The sequence below is a fragment of the Rhizobium sp. 3T7 genome, assembly GCF_020166565.1.
Taxonomy (GTDB): Bacteria; Pseudomonadota; Alphaproteobacteria; order Rhizobiales; family Rhizobiaceae; genus Rhizobium.
Window position 1 is genome coordinate 359,611 of sequence record NZ_JAIQXS010000004.1, and the last position, 16,867, is coordinate 376,477.

Below are 16,867 nucleotides of genomic sequence, written 5' to 3' on the forward strand. Positions count from 1 at the left end.
CTTTGATGAAGTCTAAATCCTCGCGGCGCATAGGACTGCGCCAACTTGTCCTTCTCCGGCCCCGCCGACGAACCCTCAAACTCGAGGGGACATCGAGATCCGGCGGCAGCGCGAACCCGCAGGCGAGTCGTCGGCACGACGCTTTCGCGTCTATCTCCCCAAAGCATCCCGACATTGGAGACGCCCCTCCTGCCCGGCGTGAAACCGTTAGATCAAAACCCGACGCTGAAATTTCAGCTTATGGCTCAATTGAAATTGGGAACTAAAAGCCACACCCGGCCGCTTTCGTTTTGACCTCCTATCAGATGATACCCCAGGCGCGGTAACGCCCTCGCCCGGTGATTTCGCGGATGCCAATGTCATTCAGCAGATTGAGCGCGCCGCGGCTCGTCACCCGCAGCTCGCGGGCCACCATTGCCGAGGAGACCATCGGCCGCGACAGAACGAAGTCCGCAAGCTGCGGCAGGCTGCTGTTCGAGCGACGATCCCTGAAGCGGATTTCCATCTGCGTGCGCGCCAGCGAAAGACGGTCCATTTCCTTCAGGCCCGCGGCAGCGCTCTCTACCATTGCCTCGAGAAACGCCTGCAGCCGCGTCAGCCGGTCACGCGCACGCCGTCGCTCGTGGCGTATTGTCTTGAGGCCGGCATAGAAGGCAAAAAGGTGGGACGTGACCTTGCCGCGTGCGCGCAGATAGCCGGCAACGAGGAGACCTCCGAGCCAATGCTGCCGGCGCAGAGGTTCGATCCTCTCCCAGGCATCAAATATCAGAGCTGCGCCAAGCGTCGCGGGTAAGCCATCGGCGATGACGACAGTTTTACGCCATGCGCGAAGACGCGCCGGCTCGTCCCATTCCTCATCATCGAACAAGCCGAGGGGATCGTCGTTCCGCTTTTCACGAGTGCGGTCGGACGTGTCACTCAGTTCGGAAGCGCCGAAACGGCTATGACTATCCAATAGTCGCTGCGATCTCTCCAGGATCGCATCGATCTCGGCCAGTTCAGCGGAGAGAAGGCTATCCGTCGCACTGTCCACATCCTCCTCGGCCAGGAACCTTGCGCTCTTGATCTCGAGGGCTGCCCCCTCCCCTTCTATGCCGCCGGCCAGGGCCGACAGTCCCGAGGGACCGAGCGCCCAGTCCGGCGCTGCCGTCCAGATGCGACGTCGCACGCGCAGGATCGAATGGGCAATCGTCAGTTCGTGGCTTGGCGTGCGCGTATCCATATGGGCGTCATGCAGGACGAGGTCCTCGACGTGGATCAACTCACCAGCGACCCAGAGGGCACCGACGGCATCGAAAAAATGCCTGCGCTCGGCAAAGCCTTCTGCGACCGCTGCACGTGCCGCCCGCTCATCCAGCCTCGCCAAGCCATCTTCGGCCTCGACAATCGTCGGCAACAAGCTGACCAGCAACGGACTGTCGATTTCATAGCGCATTGTTAGTTATTTTGATTTCCCTGCAACGGAACCCAAACCACGCTTAACTTCCGTCATGTATGGCATGATTGATCTGCGCATTCAAACCGCCGGACAGCAAAAATTCCCTCTAAATGCTGGAGATGCGGCGTTGATTGGCAGGGTCAGTATCCGTGCCGACTTCGGAGGCTATTTTCCACTCTTGAACGCATCGTAGAGTTCGTCGAGGCGGCGCGAGATGTAGTCGCCAAAGTCCGCCGCATCCCCCGTCTTCAGCGCGAGGGTGAAAGAATCGCCGGCGCTTCGGATGCGGCCTTTGATCTTACCCGATTGCTTCGGGGACCATTCGTACTCGGTCACCGCCTGCCGGTCCGGCTTCCTTGCCAGTTCGGTGACGACGAGCTCAAAGCGCCGATCGCTGTCTTGAGCAGCGAACTGTGCCGAGCCAAGCAGGCCCCGCAGGCGGGACGCCGTCGCATTGGTCCAGCCTTGCGCGAGCGCAAGCCATTTGCGCCGTCCAGCGGCCGGCGCGGCACCTATCGCCATGATCACATCCATCGGTATGCTCTTGGCAACCGAGATCAGTTTCGACAATTCCGTCTTGTCGGTCGAAAGCGCCTTCATGATGACGGGTCGCTCGAAGCCTTTGCACTCGAGATTGAAGGCAAAGACAGCACGTTCAATATAGGACAGGTTGCGCCTTGCGGAATTCTCGATGCCTTGCGCGATGACGACGTCGACATCGTCAAGTGTCCGGATGATCGCTTGCACCTTACGCCCAAGCAGCCGCAACGCCTGAAGCCGCCGGTGCCCATAGACGACTTGATAGCGCGTAGCGTTCTCGGGATGCTGCCGAACGAGAATAGGGACCTCCTGTCCATTCTCCTCGATCGACCTCACCAGTTCGTCCGCAAGATCCTGCGGCAACTCGGCTAGTCGATCCCTGACAAAGGACATGTCGACAAGGTCCGGATCGAGCTCAACGACGCGCTCGCCGGAGAGCAGCGCCTCCTGCATCGCCCTACTCTCTTCTTCCATGCGCCCGAGCGTCAGCGCCATCGAACGAACCGGACCCGCGGGGCCGCGCAGCGGCGTTTCATCGTCCGGGTTGGCCGCGGCCAACTCCTGCGCAGTATCGTCGAAAAGCCCCTTCAGTCGATCGCGTCTGCTCATGTCCGGCCCCATGCTTTGTGAATTCCCGCCAGCACTTCACCGTTCGCCGCGTTCACCGACTCCAATGCTCGGTCATAGGTCGAACGCCGGACCTGCCCTCTCTCGATCTCGTAGAGCGACTGCTTCGTCAGCCCGGCATCGGCGATCGCCGTGGACTTTAGGATGGTCGCCGTCAGCACATCGTCGCTGAAAAGGTTGCGCAGCAATGCCACGATCTGCGACTGCGGGGCATCGAACGGTTCGTGGCGCGTGACCACGTATTTGATGAAGTCATGTTGCAGGTCGCCCCCGGCCTTGCGCACGACGGACAGCAGATCCGATGTCATCAACAAAAACTGCGACATCGACGCAACGTCGACCATCTGCGGGTGGATGGTGATCAGAAGCGACGTTGCCGCACAGACGGCGCCGAGCGTCAGATAACCAAGTTGCGGCGGGCAATCGATGACAACGACATCGTAGTTGGCCTCGACCTCTGAAATGGCAACGCCGACACGCCGGAAGAACACCTCCCCGGTCCGCTGGCGATCACCGAGCGCGCGCGGCGTCTCGTGCTCGAACTCCATCAATTCGAGATTTCCTGGCACGAGGTCGAGCCCGTCGAAGTAGGTCTTGCGCACCACGTCCTTCAGCGAGCGGCGGCTCGAGTCATAGCGGATCGCGCCGTAGAGCGTATCACCGTCAGCCAAATCGAACTCCGGCTGGACTCCAAGCATGGACGACAGAGATGCCTGAGGATCGAGATCGATTGCCAGCACACGGTAGCCGTTCAGCGCCAGATATTGAGCGAGATAAAGGGTGGTCGTGGTCTTTGCCGAACCGCCCTTGAAATTCGTCACCGCAACCGTCTGCAGCTTTTCGCCTGGCCGCCGCCAAGGAAGATAAGACAGCGCATCCTTCGGCTTGATCCGCGCCATATGGTGCCGCAACTCGTTGATCTGACCGAGCGTATAGGAACGCCGGCCATTGAGGGAAACCTCCGGCTGCGGCCCCTTGCCGTCGAGCGAGAGCTGGCGCAGATATCCGTCGGATACGCCGATCATCTGCGCGGCCTCCCCGGATGTGAAAGTCCGCAATGTCTTCTGTGACAGTGGCGGAAAGAGCTTCTCTCGAAGAAGCTTCAGCTGACGTGAAAGTTGGTTGGCGTGCCGCTCGATGCGCACGTCCGTCGTCGATACGCTAATGTTGTCCAAAACACCCGATCCCTATCAATGCGCTTTTCTATCAACATCGCGCTAAAAAGCGTATCGAAGATGCCATGATTCGCGAATCGCGACAACAACAGCCATGGCTGGCAGACATTCGCGAAGTTGGCCGCGGCCAACTTCGCTCTGGGCACTTGCGGAGACGGGTTGACTGCGCCAGAAGCGACCAGAACTGAAGAGGAAAAGGCGTGCGACACATTCACATCATCGGCATCGGGACGGGAAATCCCGAACATTTGACCGTCCAGGCGATCAACGCGATGAATGCCGTGGATGCGATCTTCATTCCGACTAAAGGTGCTGAAAAGGACGGACTTGCAGCTGTCCGACGAGAAATCTGCAACCGCTACGTCACGAACAACAAGACTGAGATCATCGAATTTGCGGTGCCCAAGCGCACCACAGCCGACCGGACCTATGTCGAAAGCGTGGATGCCTGGCATGCCGCCATTGCCGAGACCTATGTCAGGCTCATCGAGGGCCTGCCAGAAGCCGGTACGGGTGCCTTCCTGATCTGGGGCGACCCCAGCCTCTATGACAGCACCATTCGCGTTCTCGAGCGTGCCCGGCAAGCCAGTCCTATCGTCTTCGAATTCAGTGTCATTCCCGGCATTACAAGTGTCCAGGCGCTTGCCGCAAGCCACCGTATTGCGATCAACCTTGTTGGAAAACCGCTTGAAATCACCACGGGTCGGCGTCTTGTCGAGCAAGGCAATCGGGCCGAGAGCACGGTCGTCATGCTCGATGGCGAACTCGCCTTTTCAAAGATCGATGACCCCGACGCGGAGATCTTCTGGGGCGCCTACCTCGGAACCCCGGACGAGATCACACGCGCCGGCCGATTGGCGGACGTTGCTGACGAGATCGTCGCACTGCGGGCTGAAGCGCGGGCGCGTCACGGCTGGATCATGGACATCTATCTGCTGCGCAAGGGGCATGATTTCGACGATCTTTGACATGGATCATGGTTTTGCGATGATCGCGCCGATCATGTAAGGACGTGATCGAAGGAACTGGCGACGATGGCATTTGGCGAACAGACGGCGCGCAACAGTCGGGAAGAGGCCCCCTCGGCCTGGATGCGCCGTGGCGCCTGCCCAACGCTCGCTGAGCCGATGCAAACCGGTGACGGTCTCCTGGCACGGCTGCGGCCCACCGGCGGCATTCTTTCCATCCAGCAATTCATCCAGTTGGCCGAGGCCGCGCAACGACACGGAAACGGGATCCTCGAGATCACGGCGCGCGGCAGCCTTCAAATCCGCGGCCTCCGACCGGAGTCCGTCCAACCGCTCGCCGCAGATCTCGACACCGCCGGTATCTCGGTTCCCGCCGGCCCCGTGATCGAGCTCTCGCCGCTGCATGGCATCGCGCCTGACGAGATCGGGAAGCCAGCCGAGATCGAAGCGCTGCTGCGCGAAGAACTCGCTGCGGAGCTTCTTTCGCCCTTGCTTGCGCCGAAGCTGTCAATCCTGATCGACGGCGGCGGCACGTGCGGCCTGGCTGCGGTCACCGGTGACATTCGTATGACCGCGGTTTCCGCTGGCGTCTGGCGGGTTGCTATCGACGGCAACGAGCGAACGGCCCTGCCATTGCTGACGGGAAACGCCGATGCGGCAGTTCGGGCGGTGGGAGACCTGCTTCATCTGCTTGCTTCGCTTGGTCGTCACAAGCGGTGCCGTGATATCGAGCGTGAGCGCCTGCTGTCGGTCTTCCCTTCCATGGCGGCGATGACGCTCGCAAGCACACCGGAGTTCGAAGGTCCTCGAGTAGGCAGCCTCACCCTGTCCGACGGTTCCGCGGTTCTCGGCCTGAGGCCTCGCTTCGGCCAAATGCACGCTAGCGAGCTTGTCGCATTCCTTGGCGCCGCCGAAGCGCTCGGCGCAACGCAAGTCAGGCCAAGCCCTAAGCGCGTCTTTTTTTTGGCTGGGCTTTCTTCTCCGTCAGCCGCAACCATTGCGCAAATGGCATCCCGGTACGCTCTGTCTGCCGACATCGATGATCCGGCGATGCATATCGCTGCGTGTGCCGGCGCCGGTGCCTGCGCTTCAGGCCGTTTTCAGACCAAGGTTCGCGCCGAGAGGTTGGTCACGATCGCTCCCGAATTACTGGACGGCTCGATGGTTGTTCACCTCTCCGGCTGCACCAAGGGTTGTGCCCATCCGCGACCCGCTCTTTGCGTTGTCGGTGCCGAAGATGGTTACCATCTCATACTGGACGGCGTAGCGTCGGATATTCCCGGTGCACAGATTGCTAGCGGCGACATCGATTCCGCTATAGAGAAACTCGCTCGCCTCATCAATGACGAGAGACAAGCTGGCGAATCGGCTGCCGCATGCCTTAGACGGGTCGGCAAACAGGACGCCATAAGGGCGCTGCGACAGGGATAGGAATGCCTGACTACGACTACATTCACAGCGGGGACGCGATCTACGAGCGATCCTTTGCGATCATTCGCAGCGAAGCTGACCTTTCACGGTTTTCTGTTGAGGAAGCCGATATTGCCGTGCGTATGATCCACGCATGCGGGCTCGTTGAAGCGGCCGAGCATTTCGTGTTCTCGCCCGGCTTCGTCAGCGCCGCGCGTGCTGCCCTGCACGACGGAGCACCGATCTTTTGTGACGCGGAAATGGTGGCACACGGTGTCACCCGTGCGCGCTTGCCGGCCCGCAACGACGTGCTCTGCACCTTGCACGATCCGCGCACGGCGGAGCTGGCAAAGCAGACCGGCAACACGCGCTCGGCAGCAGCGCTCCACCTTTGGCTGGAGCGGATCGCAGGCAGCGTCGTCGCCATCGGCAATGCCCCGACAGCCCTGTTCCATCTGCTTGAACTGCTTCGAGACGGCGCCCCGAAACCGGCAGCGATCATCGGCATGCCGGTCGGTTTCGTCGGCGCAGCGGAATCAAAGGATGCCTTGGCGGAAAACTCCTACGGCGTACCGTTTTCGATTGTGCGTGGCCGCCTCGGTGGCAGCGCGATGACGGCAGCCGCCCTAAACGCTTTGGCGAGAGCTGGACTATGAAGAATTCTGGCCGTCTTATCGGCGTCGGCACTGGCCCCGGCGACCCGGAGCTCCTGACCGTCAAGGCTGTCAAGGCGATCGAGGCAGCACATGTTGTTGCGTATTTTGCCAAGCAGGGCAGGGGCGGTAACGGCAAGGCGATCGTCGAACATCTGTTGAACGCAGAAAAAACGCTCCTACCGCTCTACTATCCGGTGACGACCGAGATCGAAAAAGGGGACGAGGCCTACCAGCGTCAGATTACTGCCTTTTACGATCAATCAGCGGCCGCAGTGGCCAGGTACTTGGAAAACGGTCGCATCGTCGCCGTGCTGAGCGAGGGCGACCCCCTGTTTTACGGCTCCTACATGCATCTGCATGTACGCCTGGCAAACCGCTATCCGACCGAAGTCATTCCCGGGATCACCGCGATGTCAGGATGCTGGTCGCTCGCCGGCCTTCCAATCGTCCAGGGAGATGACGTCCTCTCCGTACTGCCGGGAACGATGGCCGAGGCCGAGCTGCAGCGCAGACTATCGGATACGCAGGCCGCTGTGATCATGAAGGTGGGACGCAACCTTCCGAAGATCCGCCGCGCGCTCGAGGCATCCGGCCGGCTCGCCGATGCCGTCTATGTGGAGCGGGGCACAATGGTTAATGCGGCGATGACGAAACTTGCCGACAGGCCGGATGGTGATGCGCCGTACTTTTCGCTGGTGCTCGTGCCCGGTTGGGAGGCCGCCCGATGACCGGGAAGCTCTTCGTGATCGGGACGGGCCCGGGCAATCCGGATCAGATGACACCGGAAGCTGCCGACGCCGTTTCCCAGGCAACGGAGTTCTATGGATACGGACCCTATCTCGACCGGCTGAACCTCAGATCCGATCAGCGGCGGCAGGCATCCGACAACCGGGAGGAGTTGGATCGAGCAGCGGCCGCTCTGCACGCCGCAGCAACCGGCGCGACCGTCTGCGTCGTTTCCGGCGGCGACCCGGGTGTCTTTGCCATGGCAGCGGCCGTTTGCGAAGCCATCGATAGCGGTCCGGAAGAATGGCGCGCGGTTGATCTGGTCGTGCTCCCGGGGATTACCGCCATGCTTGCGGTCGCCGCCCGCATCGGGGCGCCTCTCGGCCACGATTTCTGCGCAATATCACTCTCTGATAACCTAAAGCCTTGGAATATAATAGAGAATAGACTTTCAATGGCCGCGCAGGCGGGCTTCGTCATCGCGCTCTACAACCCGATCAGCAAGGCACGGCCCTGGCAATTGGGCAAGGCGTTCGAACTGCTGCGCTTAGCGTTGCCCGCAACAACGCCAGTGATTTTCGGCAGGGCTGCGGGACGTCCCGACGAACGCATCACGATCCAGCCACTTGCTGAAGCCGACGCTGCGACCGCGGATATGGCAACCTGCGTCATCATTGGCTCGCCTGAGACGAAGGTGATCGCCCGAGACGGCAAGCCGGACCTTGTCTACACGCCGCGGTTCATCGCAGGGGAAAACAGGTGATCGATCGCCGCCAGCATCGCTTCGATCGTGGTGACCGTCTGCATGGCAGCGGCTGGCACGCGCACGACCATGATCACCTCGATACCGAGCCGGCGCGCCGCCTCGATCTTGGCATAAGTCGCCGAGCCACCGCTGTTCTTGGTCACCAAGGCGTCGATGCGATGACTGCGAAGCAGCGAAATTTCGCTTTCGACATCGTAAGGGCCGCGATCGAGGACAAGCTGAACGTCGGGAAGGACAAGCGGCGGCTCGACAGGATCGACGCTTCGCACGAGGTAAAAATGCTGAGGCGCGACTTCGGCGCGATGCGCTTCCTGGCGACCGATCGCCAGGAAGACCCGGCGAGGGGAGGGGCCAAGCCTCTCAATGGCTTCTGTGATGGTCGCAACATGCGTCCACCGATCACCCGGTTCAGCCACCCATTCTGGCCGGCGCAGCGCGAATGCGGGAATGCCAATCGCCGCCGAGGCCTCGCTTGCGTTTCTGGAGATGCGAGCTGCAAAGGGATGCGTTGCATCGATCAGGAGGTCGAAGCTACCATTGCGCAGAAAAGCAGCCAGTCCGTCGACGCCACCAAAACCGCCGATGCGAACAGGAACCGGTTGATCGCACGGTTTTTCCGTTCTGCCAGCGAGCGAGAGCAAGACATCGTACCGGCCGGTGTTCGTGAGCGATTGGGCGAGGGAGCGCGCTTCACCGGTGCCTCCCAGCATCAGGATCCGGATTTTGCCCATGTCTGATATGCCTTCCGCTCCCAGCCAACGCTGGCTGACTATTATCGGCATCGGCGAAGATGGTCCAGCCGGGCTAGGTGACGAGGCAAAGCGATTGATCGCTGCCGCGTCCGTCGTCTTTGGCGGAAGACGGCATCATGAGCTGGCGGCAGCGATCATCACCGGCAAGAGGCTGACCTGGGAAAGCCCCTTCGAGAAGTCCGTTGAGGCGGTCGTTGCACACCGTGGCTTGCCGGTCGTCGTCCTCGGCTCGGGCGATCCGTTTCTTTATGGCGTTGGCGCGACGCTATCGCGACGCATCGGCGCCGAGGAAATGCATGTCATCCCGGCGCCATCCTCTTTCAGCCTGGCTGCCTCGCGGCTCGGCTGGCCACTGCAAGAGGTGGCCAGTGTTTCGCTACACGGCCGCCCGTTGGATATGATCCGACCGCACCTGCATCACGGCAGGCGGATCATCGCATTGACGTCGGACGGCGAGACGCCAGGCCAGCTCGCGGAGCTTCTCCGCGTCTGCGGCTTCGGCCAATCCGAATTGCACGTTCTTGAGGCGCTTGGTGGGGAGCGCGAGCGGCAGCGTCACGCGCGCGCCGATCGCTTTGACCTTGCGGAGATTGACCCGCTGAACGTCTGTGCGATCGAGGTCGTGGCAGGGCAGGGGGCGCGGACGATTGTCTTCACACCGGGGCTCGATGACGCCCTTTTCGAACACGATGGCCAGATCACCAAGCAGGACGTCCGTGCAATCACGCTTGCCGCGTTGGCACCGCGCCATGGCGAACTGCTCTGGGACATCGGTGCCGGCTCCGGGTCGATCGGCATCGAATGGATGCTGGCCGACCCATCGCTGCGGGCGATCGCCATCGAGCAATCGAGCGAGCGGGCCGCGCGCATCGCAAGAAATGCGCTTGCCTTCGGCGTCCCCGGCCTTGCGATCGTGGAGGGAACCGCCCCCGAGGCGCTTGCGAACCTGCCGGAACCCGACGCGATCTTCGTCGGCGGTGGCGGCAGCGAGGCAGGCGTGCTCGAGACAGCGCTGGAAGCCCTGAAGAGGGGAGGGCGTCTGGTTGCCAACGCCGTGACGCTTGAGATGGAGGCAATGCTGCTTTCGCTGCATCGGCAGTACGGCGGCACGCTGACACGTATTGAGATCGCACGCGCAGCACCCCTCGGCAGCATGAACGGTTGGCGTCAAGCCATGCCAGTCACGCAGTGGCGCTATGGAAAGAAGTGAGACAAAGCAGATGACGACAGTGCATTTCATCGGCGCGGGGCCGGGTGCGGCGGACCTGATTACGGTGCGCGGGCGTAACCTCATCGCCAACTGCCCAGTCTGTCTCTATGCGGGCTCGATCGTGTCCCCTGAACTACTGCAATACTGCCCGCCCGACGCGCGCATCATCGATACGGCACCGATGTCGCTGGACGAGATCGAGGCTGAGTACTTGCGGGCCGCCGCAGCCGGCGATGACGTTGCGCGATTGCATTCGGGCGATCTTTCCGTTTGGAGCGCCGTTGCCGAGCAAATCCGCCGGCTCGAAAAGCACAACATCGACTATACGATGACGCCCGGCGTGCCCGCCTTTGCTGCGGCAGCCGCCGCCCTTGGCCGGGAACTGACGATTCCAGCCGTCGCGCAAAGCCTGGTGCTGACACGCGTTTCGGGTCGTGCGTCGCCGATGCCGAACGACGAAACATTGGCGCGATTTGGCGCGACCGGCTCAACATTGGCCATCCACCTTGCGATACATGCGCTCGAGCAGGTTGTCGCGGAACTGACGCCGCTCTACGGCGCCGACTGCCCCGTCGCGATCGTCGCCAAGGCGTCCTGCCCGGATGAACGGATCATCCGGGGGACGCTTGGCGACATCGAGGCAAAGCTGAGCGCTGAGCCGATAGAGCGAACGGCGATCATCTTCGTCGGCCCGTCACTTTCGGCCAGCGATTTTCGTGAGAGTTCGCTCTACGACGCCGCATACCAGCGACGCTTTCGTGGCAAAGCGTAGGGGGAGGGGCTGCGCGGCTCAGACCTGCGCCGAAAGGTAGTCCATGCTCGCCCGCAACGCCTTTGCCGGATCCTTGAGATGGTGCACCTCGGCAGCGAACGGCTCGAAGGAGAACGGTCCGGCATAACCCGCCTCTATGAGTGCACGCATCTGCCCGGCATTGTCCAGACGATCATCTGCCGCCACCAGCACGCGGTGGGGATCGCGCATATCTGCGATCGAAACCGCAGGGTCGCTGACACCAGAGATATGAACCAGCCCGGTCAGGTCGGAAAAGAGCTGTCCTTCGCCGGCAAGATGATGATGGAACGTGTCATGGACCAGCTTGAACGTCGATCGGGCCGACAGGGCATCGATCGCCGCCGCGGCCTCCGCCTTTGACCGTAGGGAACAGATCTCGAAACCCAGCGGCTCCACAAGCCCTATGATCCCGGCGGCCTCGAGCATCGGCTTCAGTGCCGCCAGCGACTGGCGCAGATTCTCCTGACGCTCGCCATCGGCACGGCCGGTGCCGTCGTTCTTGGGAACAAGAACGAGCGCCTTGGCGCCGCACGCCTTCGCAAAGCTGATCAACGCCTGCGCTTCCTCGGCGCGCGCAGCGTTCCATTCATTGAAGCGCTGCAGCGCATTGATCGAGATAATGGTCAACTCGTGTTGTCGTGCCGCCTGCGCGATCACCTCCGGCGTGGTTCCATCGAGGATCGCATTGCCCGTGAGATCATTGCGTATCTCGACTGCATCGATGCCAAGCGACGTGGTCAACGCAAAGAAATCTTCAATCGGCAGCGACGGCGCCGCCATGTGGTTGAGGGCAAAACGAAGCGATGACATTTCCGGGCTCCTCCTTAAGCCTTGAACATCCCGGGAGGGTGCTCTTGCCTCGGTTTCTCTACCCGACTTCCCGATGCGATCCACGTTTTTGCATAAATCCCCACTTTCATCCTTGAGAGAAAATCACCCCCGATGATGTAATGACCTCACACGATGAGACTGAACGCACTCCACAGGCAGCACAGTGAACACTTGACGGGAACGTCTATAGCGGGACTGCCACGACAGTAACTGCAGCCCAAATATCAGCGGCTGAAACCGGCACAACTCACAGCTACAACTAAAATTAAATGCGCCCGACAAGGGTATCTTAATCGAAGGAACTTTATTTCAATAACATCTGTAAGGAATTTTATTCCTTCCAAGATCAATACCACCCGCTGCATGCCGATGTACTTTCGATGCTGAGAAAATACATTCCGAGTTTTACGAAAAGAAAGCATATTTTTATATACTCTAACCCTCAGCATTAACCGTCTGAAATATTTTTGTATTGCTTATTAGCATCCATGTATGTAGCTTCTTAATAAAGTAGAAACCATCCGATCAGCAGACTTGTGATTGGACATACGCAGTACTTCTACTTTGGAGGCATACTAAAGGGGATCATCAAATCGTTCCGGGGTCGTCGCAAAGTATTGCATTCATTACGCACGACTATTCTCCGGAACTCTAGGGGTATGAGGCTAGTATGAATTACGTACCTTCGGAATTTGAAAGCGGACGGATACCACTGAATAGGCTTCGGCATGAGGCGGTGACATCGAGGGCGAAAGCGGACTTCGAGCATATTGACGGGGTGCAAGACGATGATCGCTGTGTGCTGATCATCGACGCCAGAACACTTGAACGTCAATGCCTTGCAACAACGCTGCAGGCGAATGGTCTGCGCATGGACGCCCTGACCGTTGGCTCAATCAGAGAGTGGCGCGAAGAAAAAGACAAGGACCAGCCTGTTGGTGCGGTCCTGCTCAACATCGCCGGTCGCAGGATGGATGACGCCACTCTGTGCGATGAGATTACGCACATAACGTCGGAAGTCGCGCCAGCGCCGGTTATCATTTTGGCGGATGGTGACGACCTGAACCAGACGTTGAAGGTCCTTCAATGCGGCGCTCGCGGTTTCATTCCAACCTCTGTAGGGATCGAGGTCTGCGTCGAGGCAATTTCCCTGGCGATCGCAGGCGGGACCTTCATTCTCGCAAGTGGTGCCTTCTGCCCTGGTGCAGCGGCCACAGTCGACCGGAACCAGCAGCGGCCGAATGAACTATCGCGCCTGTTTACGATGCGGCAAGCCGAGGTCGTGCAAGCGCTTCGCAAAGGCAAGGCCAACAAGATCATCGCCTATGAACTCAACCTGCGCGAAAGCACGGTCAAAGTTCATATCCGAAATATCATGAAAAAGCTGAAGGCGACCAACCGCACGGAAGTTGCCTACAAGCTCAACGACATGTTCCAGTAAATATGGAAGATTAAGGCAGGAGGCGCGCGACGGTTGTCTGCGCGCTTCTTCGGTTGCGCGGCTGTATCTGTCGTAAAGAGAGTCGCAAAACGGTGCCAGGTCTTACTCATACGCCGTGTGTTCCTTGTGGGGCGTGACGGTCAGCTGCGGCTTGTGGCGACGTCCTAGTATCTGTCTGAACCCTCTTGCCGAAAACGGTTGAACGAGCTGGGCAACGAAGCCCTCGGCAATCCGTCCACTGATCCCGATCTCAGCCGGCGGTCTTCGAGGCGGATTGAAATACGTCCCGAATATCTGATCCCACAAAACGAGATTCTCGCCGTAGTTGGTGTTTCCCTCGGCAAGCACCTTCGAATGATGCCAGCGGTGCAAGCGCGGGGTGCTGAAAATCCGGTCGAGCGGACCTGTCCTGACATCCATGTTGCAGTGGGTGAGAAGGCCGATGAAAGCTGTCACCGCGCTGATCCAAAGGAAGACGGGGAGGGGCGCCCCCAAGATGTAGAGCGGAATTTGGCTGAGCGCGATCTTGAAGAGCGAATCGACGACGTGAAAGCGGCCGGTATTGACAACCCACAGGCGCTCGACGCTGTGATGCAGGGCATGAAACCGCCACAACGAAAGGATCTCGTGCGCAGCGCGGTGCGCGACATAGAGACCGAATTCGGCGATGACCAAACCCAGCGCGACCTGGAAGGCAAGCGGCCAGTGGTCCGGCCATATCGCCGTCGGCGACCTGACCGCTGGCTGCACGACTGTGGCAATCGCCATTGGGGCGGACGCTCCAATGGCCGCGGCAAGTTGTACGCCACCCTTGTTCAGGAGCGTATGTGCGATGTCGTTGAAAGTTTCGCCATCATGCTTCAGCCATTCCTGCTCATAGGGCATCAGCCGCTCGAAGCCTGCGATCGCCGCGACGATCGACAGATAGACGACGTTGAACCACAACAGCGGCGCGCCTGTATGAAAAGCCCAGCCGGCCCCGCTCAATCCCGCCGCGAAGAGCGCTGGCCACAATGCCCACGACGTCGCCATGTAAAGTGCCGACTTGCCCTCATTCATCACGCGCACCCTCTACCTTGCCTCAGTCGTCTCATGATACACCGGACTTGTGACCGTCAGGCAAGGCCCGAAGCGACGATCTGTCATAAGGCCACACCCTTGAAGCAACGCACAGGCGCGGACCAGCCGGATACGTCGAAAACGCCTGCTGGCCGCCCGACGGCAACTTTGCCGTGTTGATTTCTTGCGATTGTCACGCGGCCGGCTTCTTGATAGGCATCATCCATAAGATGTAACCCGCCACAGGCCAATGCTCCAACGATCCCATGACCACACCGCGAGCCCCCTCGTCGGAATTGCGCTTGCTTGCGCCGGCTATTCGCTATTTGCTATCCAGGACGCCGTGGTGAAGTGGCTGGTGGCCGATTACGCGGTTCCGCAAATCCTCTTCATGCGCAGCATCATGATTGTGGTTATCGCCGGCATCATGGTTCAGCGGCTGCGGCATCCTTCAATATTCAAAAGCCCGCACCGGAGGTCCCTGCTGTTGCGCGCAGGGCTCATGCTTGCGGCATGGATGGCCTACTATTCTGCTGCACGCCACCTCGGCCTCGCCGAGATCACCACGATGTATTTCTCAGCGCCTATCATGGTGGTCCTGCTATCGATCCTCGTCCTCAAGGAGAACGTCGGGCCGATGCGATGGTTCGCATGCATAGGCGGCTTCGTCGGCGTGCTGCTCGCCGCCAATCCTGCCGAAGCACCAAGCCTTGTGCCCGCTGGGATGGTCATCTTCGCCGGTTTCTGCTGGGCGTGGAGCACCGTGCTTGTTCGCCTCGTCAGCCGCACCGAAAGCACCCCGAACCAGATGATGGCAACAAGCTTTCTCTTCGTTGTCGCCAGCGGCGCCACGCTGCCGTGGTTGTGGAAAACGCCGGATCTTTTCGGCTGGATGCTTATGATCGGTCTCGGCTTCGTGGCTGCAGCCGGCCAGTATCTGCTCTACGAGGGTTTCCGCCATGCACCTGCCTCGACGCTTGCGCCGATGGAATATAGCGGCCTCGTCTGGGCGTTTCTTTACGGCTATCTCATCTGGTCGGAAGTCCCGACGGTCAATGTCGTGGCAGGTGCCGGGCTGATCGTAGCCTCCAGCCTCACGCTTATATGGTGGGAGCGTCGGCAGATGCTCTGCGCCACCCGGCTGTCTACGTAGGCGCCGGCCACGCCGTCAATTGTAAGCCTTCTGCATACCGACCTCGTGCGCCACGCTCAGCTTCTGAGCGGCCAGCACGACTTCGAGCCGGTTTCGAGCGTCGAGCTTCTGCATCAGGACGGTCATGTAGTGCTTCACCGTCTTTTCGCTGATGTCGAGACAGCTCGCAATCTCCCGGTTCGTGCTGCCGCGCATCAAGTAGCCGACGATCTGCTCTTCGCGGGCGCTCAACCGGAGATGTACCTGTGTCTTTCGACGTAGCGCCTCGGTCTTCATCGACATGATTACCTTGGTGGCGAAGCCGGGTGTGATGAAGGTATTGCCGGCATAGACCGTGCGGATAGCCTCATGCAAATCAGAGGCGGTGCTACCCTTCAACACGTAACCGGAAACACCCAGACCCAAGACCTGGATCGCCGACTCGATACTGGAGCTGGCAGTAAACACGATGATGCGGGTACGCTGATAGCGCTGCAGTATGATCTCGATCGCGGAAAGCGCGTCGCCAGGCATGCTCAGGTCGACCACGATCACATCAGGGTCGAGTTCCTCGACAAGCTTCAATGCGTCAACCGCATTTTCCCCTTTGCCGACAATCGCCAGATCTTCCTTGTTTGAGTAGAGACTGACCAACCCTTCGAGTAGTATTGGATGATCATCGACGAACGCTACTGAAATCGCCATGCCGCTCCCCTCTCATTTTAAGTACTACCCTAGCGCACAATCACTTGTTTTTGAAGATAATACTTAAGTGATAGTTAAAGCAGTCTACGATAGGATAATGTCTCTTTCACTACAATTTTCGTATCAGTAGTAAAATCGCGCCACCCCTCCCTCCAATACTTTCGTCGTCCGGTCAGGAATAGCTGAATCGGCATGAGAAGGCCGAAAGTGTGGGCGCGAGCTAGCGGAGACAACCGGCAAGGCGCTCATTTTGAGCAAGGGTCAAACGGCACTGTCTCGAGAATAAACCAGCACTCCTTAATATCTTGGAGACCTCCAATAATAGCACCCGCCGCCGTGTTAAAAAATGGTTAACATCCATCCCAATCCTACAACGATAGAGGTATATATGATTGCAATACGTGGCGCGGCAGACAACAGCCTGCAATTGAACTTGAAATACTCTGTCATCCAGCGCGGTTGCTGTGTCGGCAGTCGTTGCCGACCTGATGTCAATGCCGCTCCAGTCCCCTTGCTACTCCTCCCTGAATGCCTTCATCATCTGGTCTGAGAATGGTTTGAGGAGGTATGAGAGTGCGGTTCGTTCTGCGGTTTGGACGAAGACTTCGACGGGCATTCCGGGGATGAGTTTGTTGTCC

The 16,867-nt window shown here is 59.7% G+C and carries 16 protein-coding genes; 9 read left to right on the top strand and 7 right to left on the bottom strand.

The features are described 5' to 3' along the window. Nucleotides 1-301 precede the first annotated feature (301 nt). From K9B32_RS09030 to repA, 3 genes are all read right to left on the bottom strand, one after another. Nucleotides 302-1,435: an RHE_PE00001 family protein gene (locus K9B32_RS09030; protein ID WP_224561598.1), complete on the bottom strand. Its 1,134-nt coding sequence runs from the start codon at nt 1,433-1,435 to the stop codon at nt 302-304. Between the two features lie 168 nt (nt 1,436-1,603). After that, a complete protein-coding gene (gene repB / locus K9B32_RS09035) occupies nt 1,604-2,587 on the bottom strand; it encodes a plasmid partitioning protein RepB (protein WP_224561599.1) in 984 nt (327 codons plus the stop codon). Next, nucleotides 2,584-3,780 (bottom strand): plasmid partitioning protein RepA, encoded by a 1,197-nt coding sequence (gene repA, locus K9B32_RS09040; protein ID WP_224561600.1) that lies wholly within the window; start codon nt 3,778-3,780, stop codon nt 2,584-2,586. Before repA ends, repB begins: the two co-directional genes overlap by 4 nt. Before the next feature lie 200 nt (nt 3,781-3,980). Between repA and cobF the strand changes: the two genes are divergently transcribed. The 5 genes from cobF (at nt 3,981) to K9B32_RS09065 (ending at nt 8,303) form a co-directional block, all read left to right on the top strand. After that, entirely contained in the window at nt 3,981-4,748 is a 768-nt protein-coding gene (gene cobF, locus K9B32_RS09045; protein ID WP_224561601.1) for a precorrin-6A synthase (deacetylating), read from the top strand. A gap of 66 nt (nt 4,749-4,814) precedes the next feature. Next, nucleotides 4,815-6,179, top strand: a complete 1,365-nt coding sequence (gene cobG, locus K9B32_RS09050; RefSeq protein ID WP_224561602.1) for a precorrin-3B synthase — start codon at nt 4,815-4,817, stop codon at nt 6,177-6,179. Between the two features lie 2 nt (nt 6,180-6,181). Then, nucleotides 6,182-6,814: a precorrin-8X methylmutase gene (locus K9B32_RS09055; protein ID WP_224561603.1), complete on the top strand. Its 633-nt coding sequence runs from the start codon at nt 6,182-6,184 to the stop codon at nt 6,812-6,814. Further along, nucleotides 6,811-7,542 carry a precorrin-2 C(20)-methyltransferase gene (locus K9B32_RS09060; protein WP_224561604.1) on the top strand — a complete coding sequence of 244 codons (732 nt, stop codon included), beginning with the start codon at nt 6,811-6,813 and terminating at the stop codon, nt 7,540-7,542. Before K9B32_RS09055 ends, K9B32_RS09060 begins: the two co-directional genes overlap by 4 nt. Continuing rightward, nucleotides 7,539-8,303: a precorrin-3B C(17)-methyltransferase gene (locus tag K9B32_RS09065; RefSeq protein WP_224561605.1), complete on the top strand. Its 765-nt coding sequence runs from the start codon at nt 7,539-7,541 to the stop codon at nt 8,301-8,303. The genes K9B32_RS09060 and K9B32_RS09065 overlap by 4 nt, the downstream gene beginning before the upstream one ends. Here the strand turns inward: K9B32_RS09065 and K9B32_RS09070 are convergent. Continuing rightward, nucleotides 8,267-9,037, bottom strand: a complete 771-nt coding sequence (locus tag K9B32_RS09070) for a cobalt-precorrin-6A reductase (protein WP_224561606.1) — start codon at nt 9,035-9,037, stop codon at nt 8,267-8,269. The genes K9B32_RS09065 and K9B32_RS09070 overlap by 37 nt on opposite strands. Between K9B32_RS09070 and cbiE the strand changes: the two genes are divergently transcribed. Both cbiE and cobM read left to right on the top strand, forming a co-directional pair. Then, nucleotides 9,036-10,268, top strand: coding sequence for a precorrin-6y C5,15-methyltransferase (decarboxylating) subunit CbiE (cbiE, locus tag K9B32_RS09075; RefSeq protein ID WP_224561607.1), 1,233 nt, complete (start codon nt 9,036-9,038; stop codon nt 10,266-10,268). The genes K9B32_RS09070 and cbiE overlap by 2 nt on opposite strands. Before the next feature lie 10 nt (nt 10,269-10,278). Continuing rightward, nucleotides 10,279-11,040, top strand: a complete 762-nt coding sequence (gene cobM, locus K9B32_RS09080; RefSeq protein ID WP_224561608.1) for a precorrin-4 C(11)-methyltransferase — start codon at nt 10,279-10,281, stop codon at nt 11,038-11,040. 18 nt (nt 11,041-11,058) lie between these two features. Here the strand turns inward: cobM and K9B32_RS09085 are convergent, their stop codons facing one another. Further along, a complete protein-coding gene (locus K9B32_RS09085) occupies nt 11,059-11,871 on the bottom strand; it encodes a TIM barrel protein (RefSeq protein ID WP_224561609.1) in 813 nt (270 codons plus the stop codon). 691 nt (nt 11,872-12,562) lie between these two features. Here K9B32_RS09085 and K9B32_RS09090 point away from each other — a divergent pair. Then, a complete protein-coding gene (locus tag K9B32_RS09090; RefSeq protein WP_224561610.1) occupies nt 12,563-13,333 on the top strand; it encodes a response regulator transcription factor in 771 nt (256 codons plus the stop codon). A gap of 102 nt (nt 13,334-13,435) precedes the next feature. Here the strand turns inward: K9B32_RS09090 and K9B32_RS09095 are convergent, their stop codons facing one another. Then, nucleotides 13,436-14,392 (bottom strand): sterol desaturase family protein, encoded by a 957-nt coding sequence (locus K9B32_RS09095; protein WP_224561611.1) that lies wholly within the window; start codon nt 14,390-14,392, stop codon nt 13,436-13,438. Between the two features lie 250 nt (nt 14,393-14,642). On the opposite strand from K9B32_RS09095, the gene K9B32_RS09100 reads away from it, so the two are divergent. Beyond that, nucleotides 14,643-15,545: a DMT family transporter gene (locus K9B32_RS09100; protein WP_224561612.1), complete on the top strand. Its 903-nt coding sequence runs from the start codon at nt 14,643-14,645 to the stop codon at nt 15,543-15,545. 15 nt (nt 15,546-15,560) lie between these two features. On the opposite strand, the gene K9B32_RS09105 is transcribed toward K9B32_RS09100, so the two are convergent. Further along, on the bottom strand, nt 15,561-16,229 hold the full coding sequence (locus K9B32_RS09105; protein ID WP_224561613.1) for a response regulator: 669 nt from the start codon (nt 16,227-16,229) through the stop codon (nt 15,561-15,563). Between the last annotated feature and the right edge of the window lie 638 nt (nt 16,230-16,867).

Excerpts from the sequence above, each read along its gene's own strand:
- K9B32_RS09030 (WP_224561598.1), bottom strand. The coding sequence starts at position 1,435 with ATGCGCTATGAAATCGACAGTCCGTTGCTGGTCAGCTTGTTGCCGACG.
- repB (WP_224561599.1), bottom strand. The coding sequence starts at position 2,587 with ATGAGCAGACGCGATCGACTGAAGGGGCTTTTCGACGATACTGCGCAG.
- cobG (WP_224561602.1), top strand. The coding sequence starts at position 4,815 with ATGGCATTTGGCGAACAGACGGCGCGCAACAGTCGGGAAGAGGCCCCC.
- K9B32_RS09055 (WP_224561603.1), top strand. The coding sequence starts at position 6,182 with ATGCCTGACTACGACTACATTCACAGCGGGGACGCGATCTACGAGCGA.
- K9B32_RS09060 (WP_224561604.1), top strand. The coding sequence starts at position 6,811 with ATGAAGAATTCTGGCCGTCTTATCGGCGTCGGCACTGGCCCCGGCGAC.
- K9B32_RS09065 (WP_224561605.1), top strand. The coding sequence starts at position 7,539 with ATGACCGGGAAGCTCTTCGTGATCGGGACGGGCCCGGGCAATCCGGAT.
- cbiE (WP_224561607.1), top strand. The coding sequence starts at position 9,036 with ATGTCTGATATGCCTTCCGCTCCCAGCCAACGCTGGCTGACTATTATC.
- K9B32_RS09070 (WP_224561606.1), bottom strand. The coding sequence starts at position 9,037 with ATGGGCAAAATCCGGATCCTGATGCTGGGAGGCACCGGTGAAGCGCGC.
- cobM (WP_224561608.1), top strand. The coding sequence starts at position 10,279 with ATGACGACAGTGCATTTCATCGGCGCGGGGCCGGGTGCGGCGGACCTG.
- K9B32_RS09085 (WP_224561609.1), bottom strand. The coding sequence starts at position 11,871 with ATGTCATCGCTTCGTTTTGCCCTCAACCACATGGCGGCGCCGTCGCTG.
- K9B32_RS09090 (WP_224561610.1), top strand. The coding sequence starts at position 12,563 with ATGAATTACGTACCTTCGGAATTTGAAAGCGGACGGATACCACTGAAT.
- K9B32_RS09095 (WP_224561611.1), bottom strand. The coding sequence starts at position 14,392 with ATGAATGAGGGCAAGTCGGCACTTTACATGGCGACGTCGTGGGCATTG.
- K9B32_RS09100 (WP_224561612.1), top strand. The coding sequence starts at position 14,643 with ATGCTCCAACGATCCCATGACCACACCGCGAGCCCCCTCGTCGGAATT.
- K9B32_RS09105 (WP_224561613.1), bottom strand. The coding sequence starts at position 16,229 with ATGGCGATTTCAGTAGCGTTCGTCGATGATCATCCAATACTACTCGAA.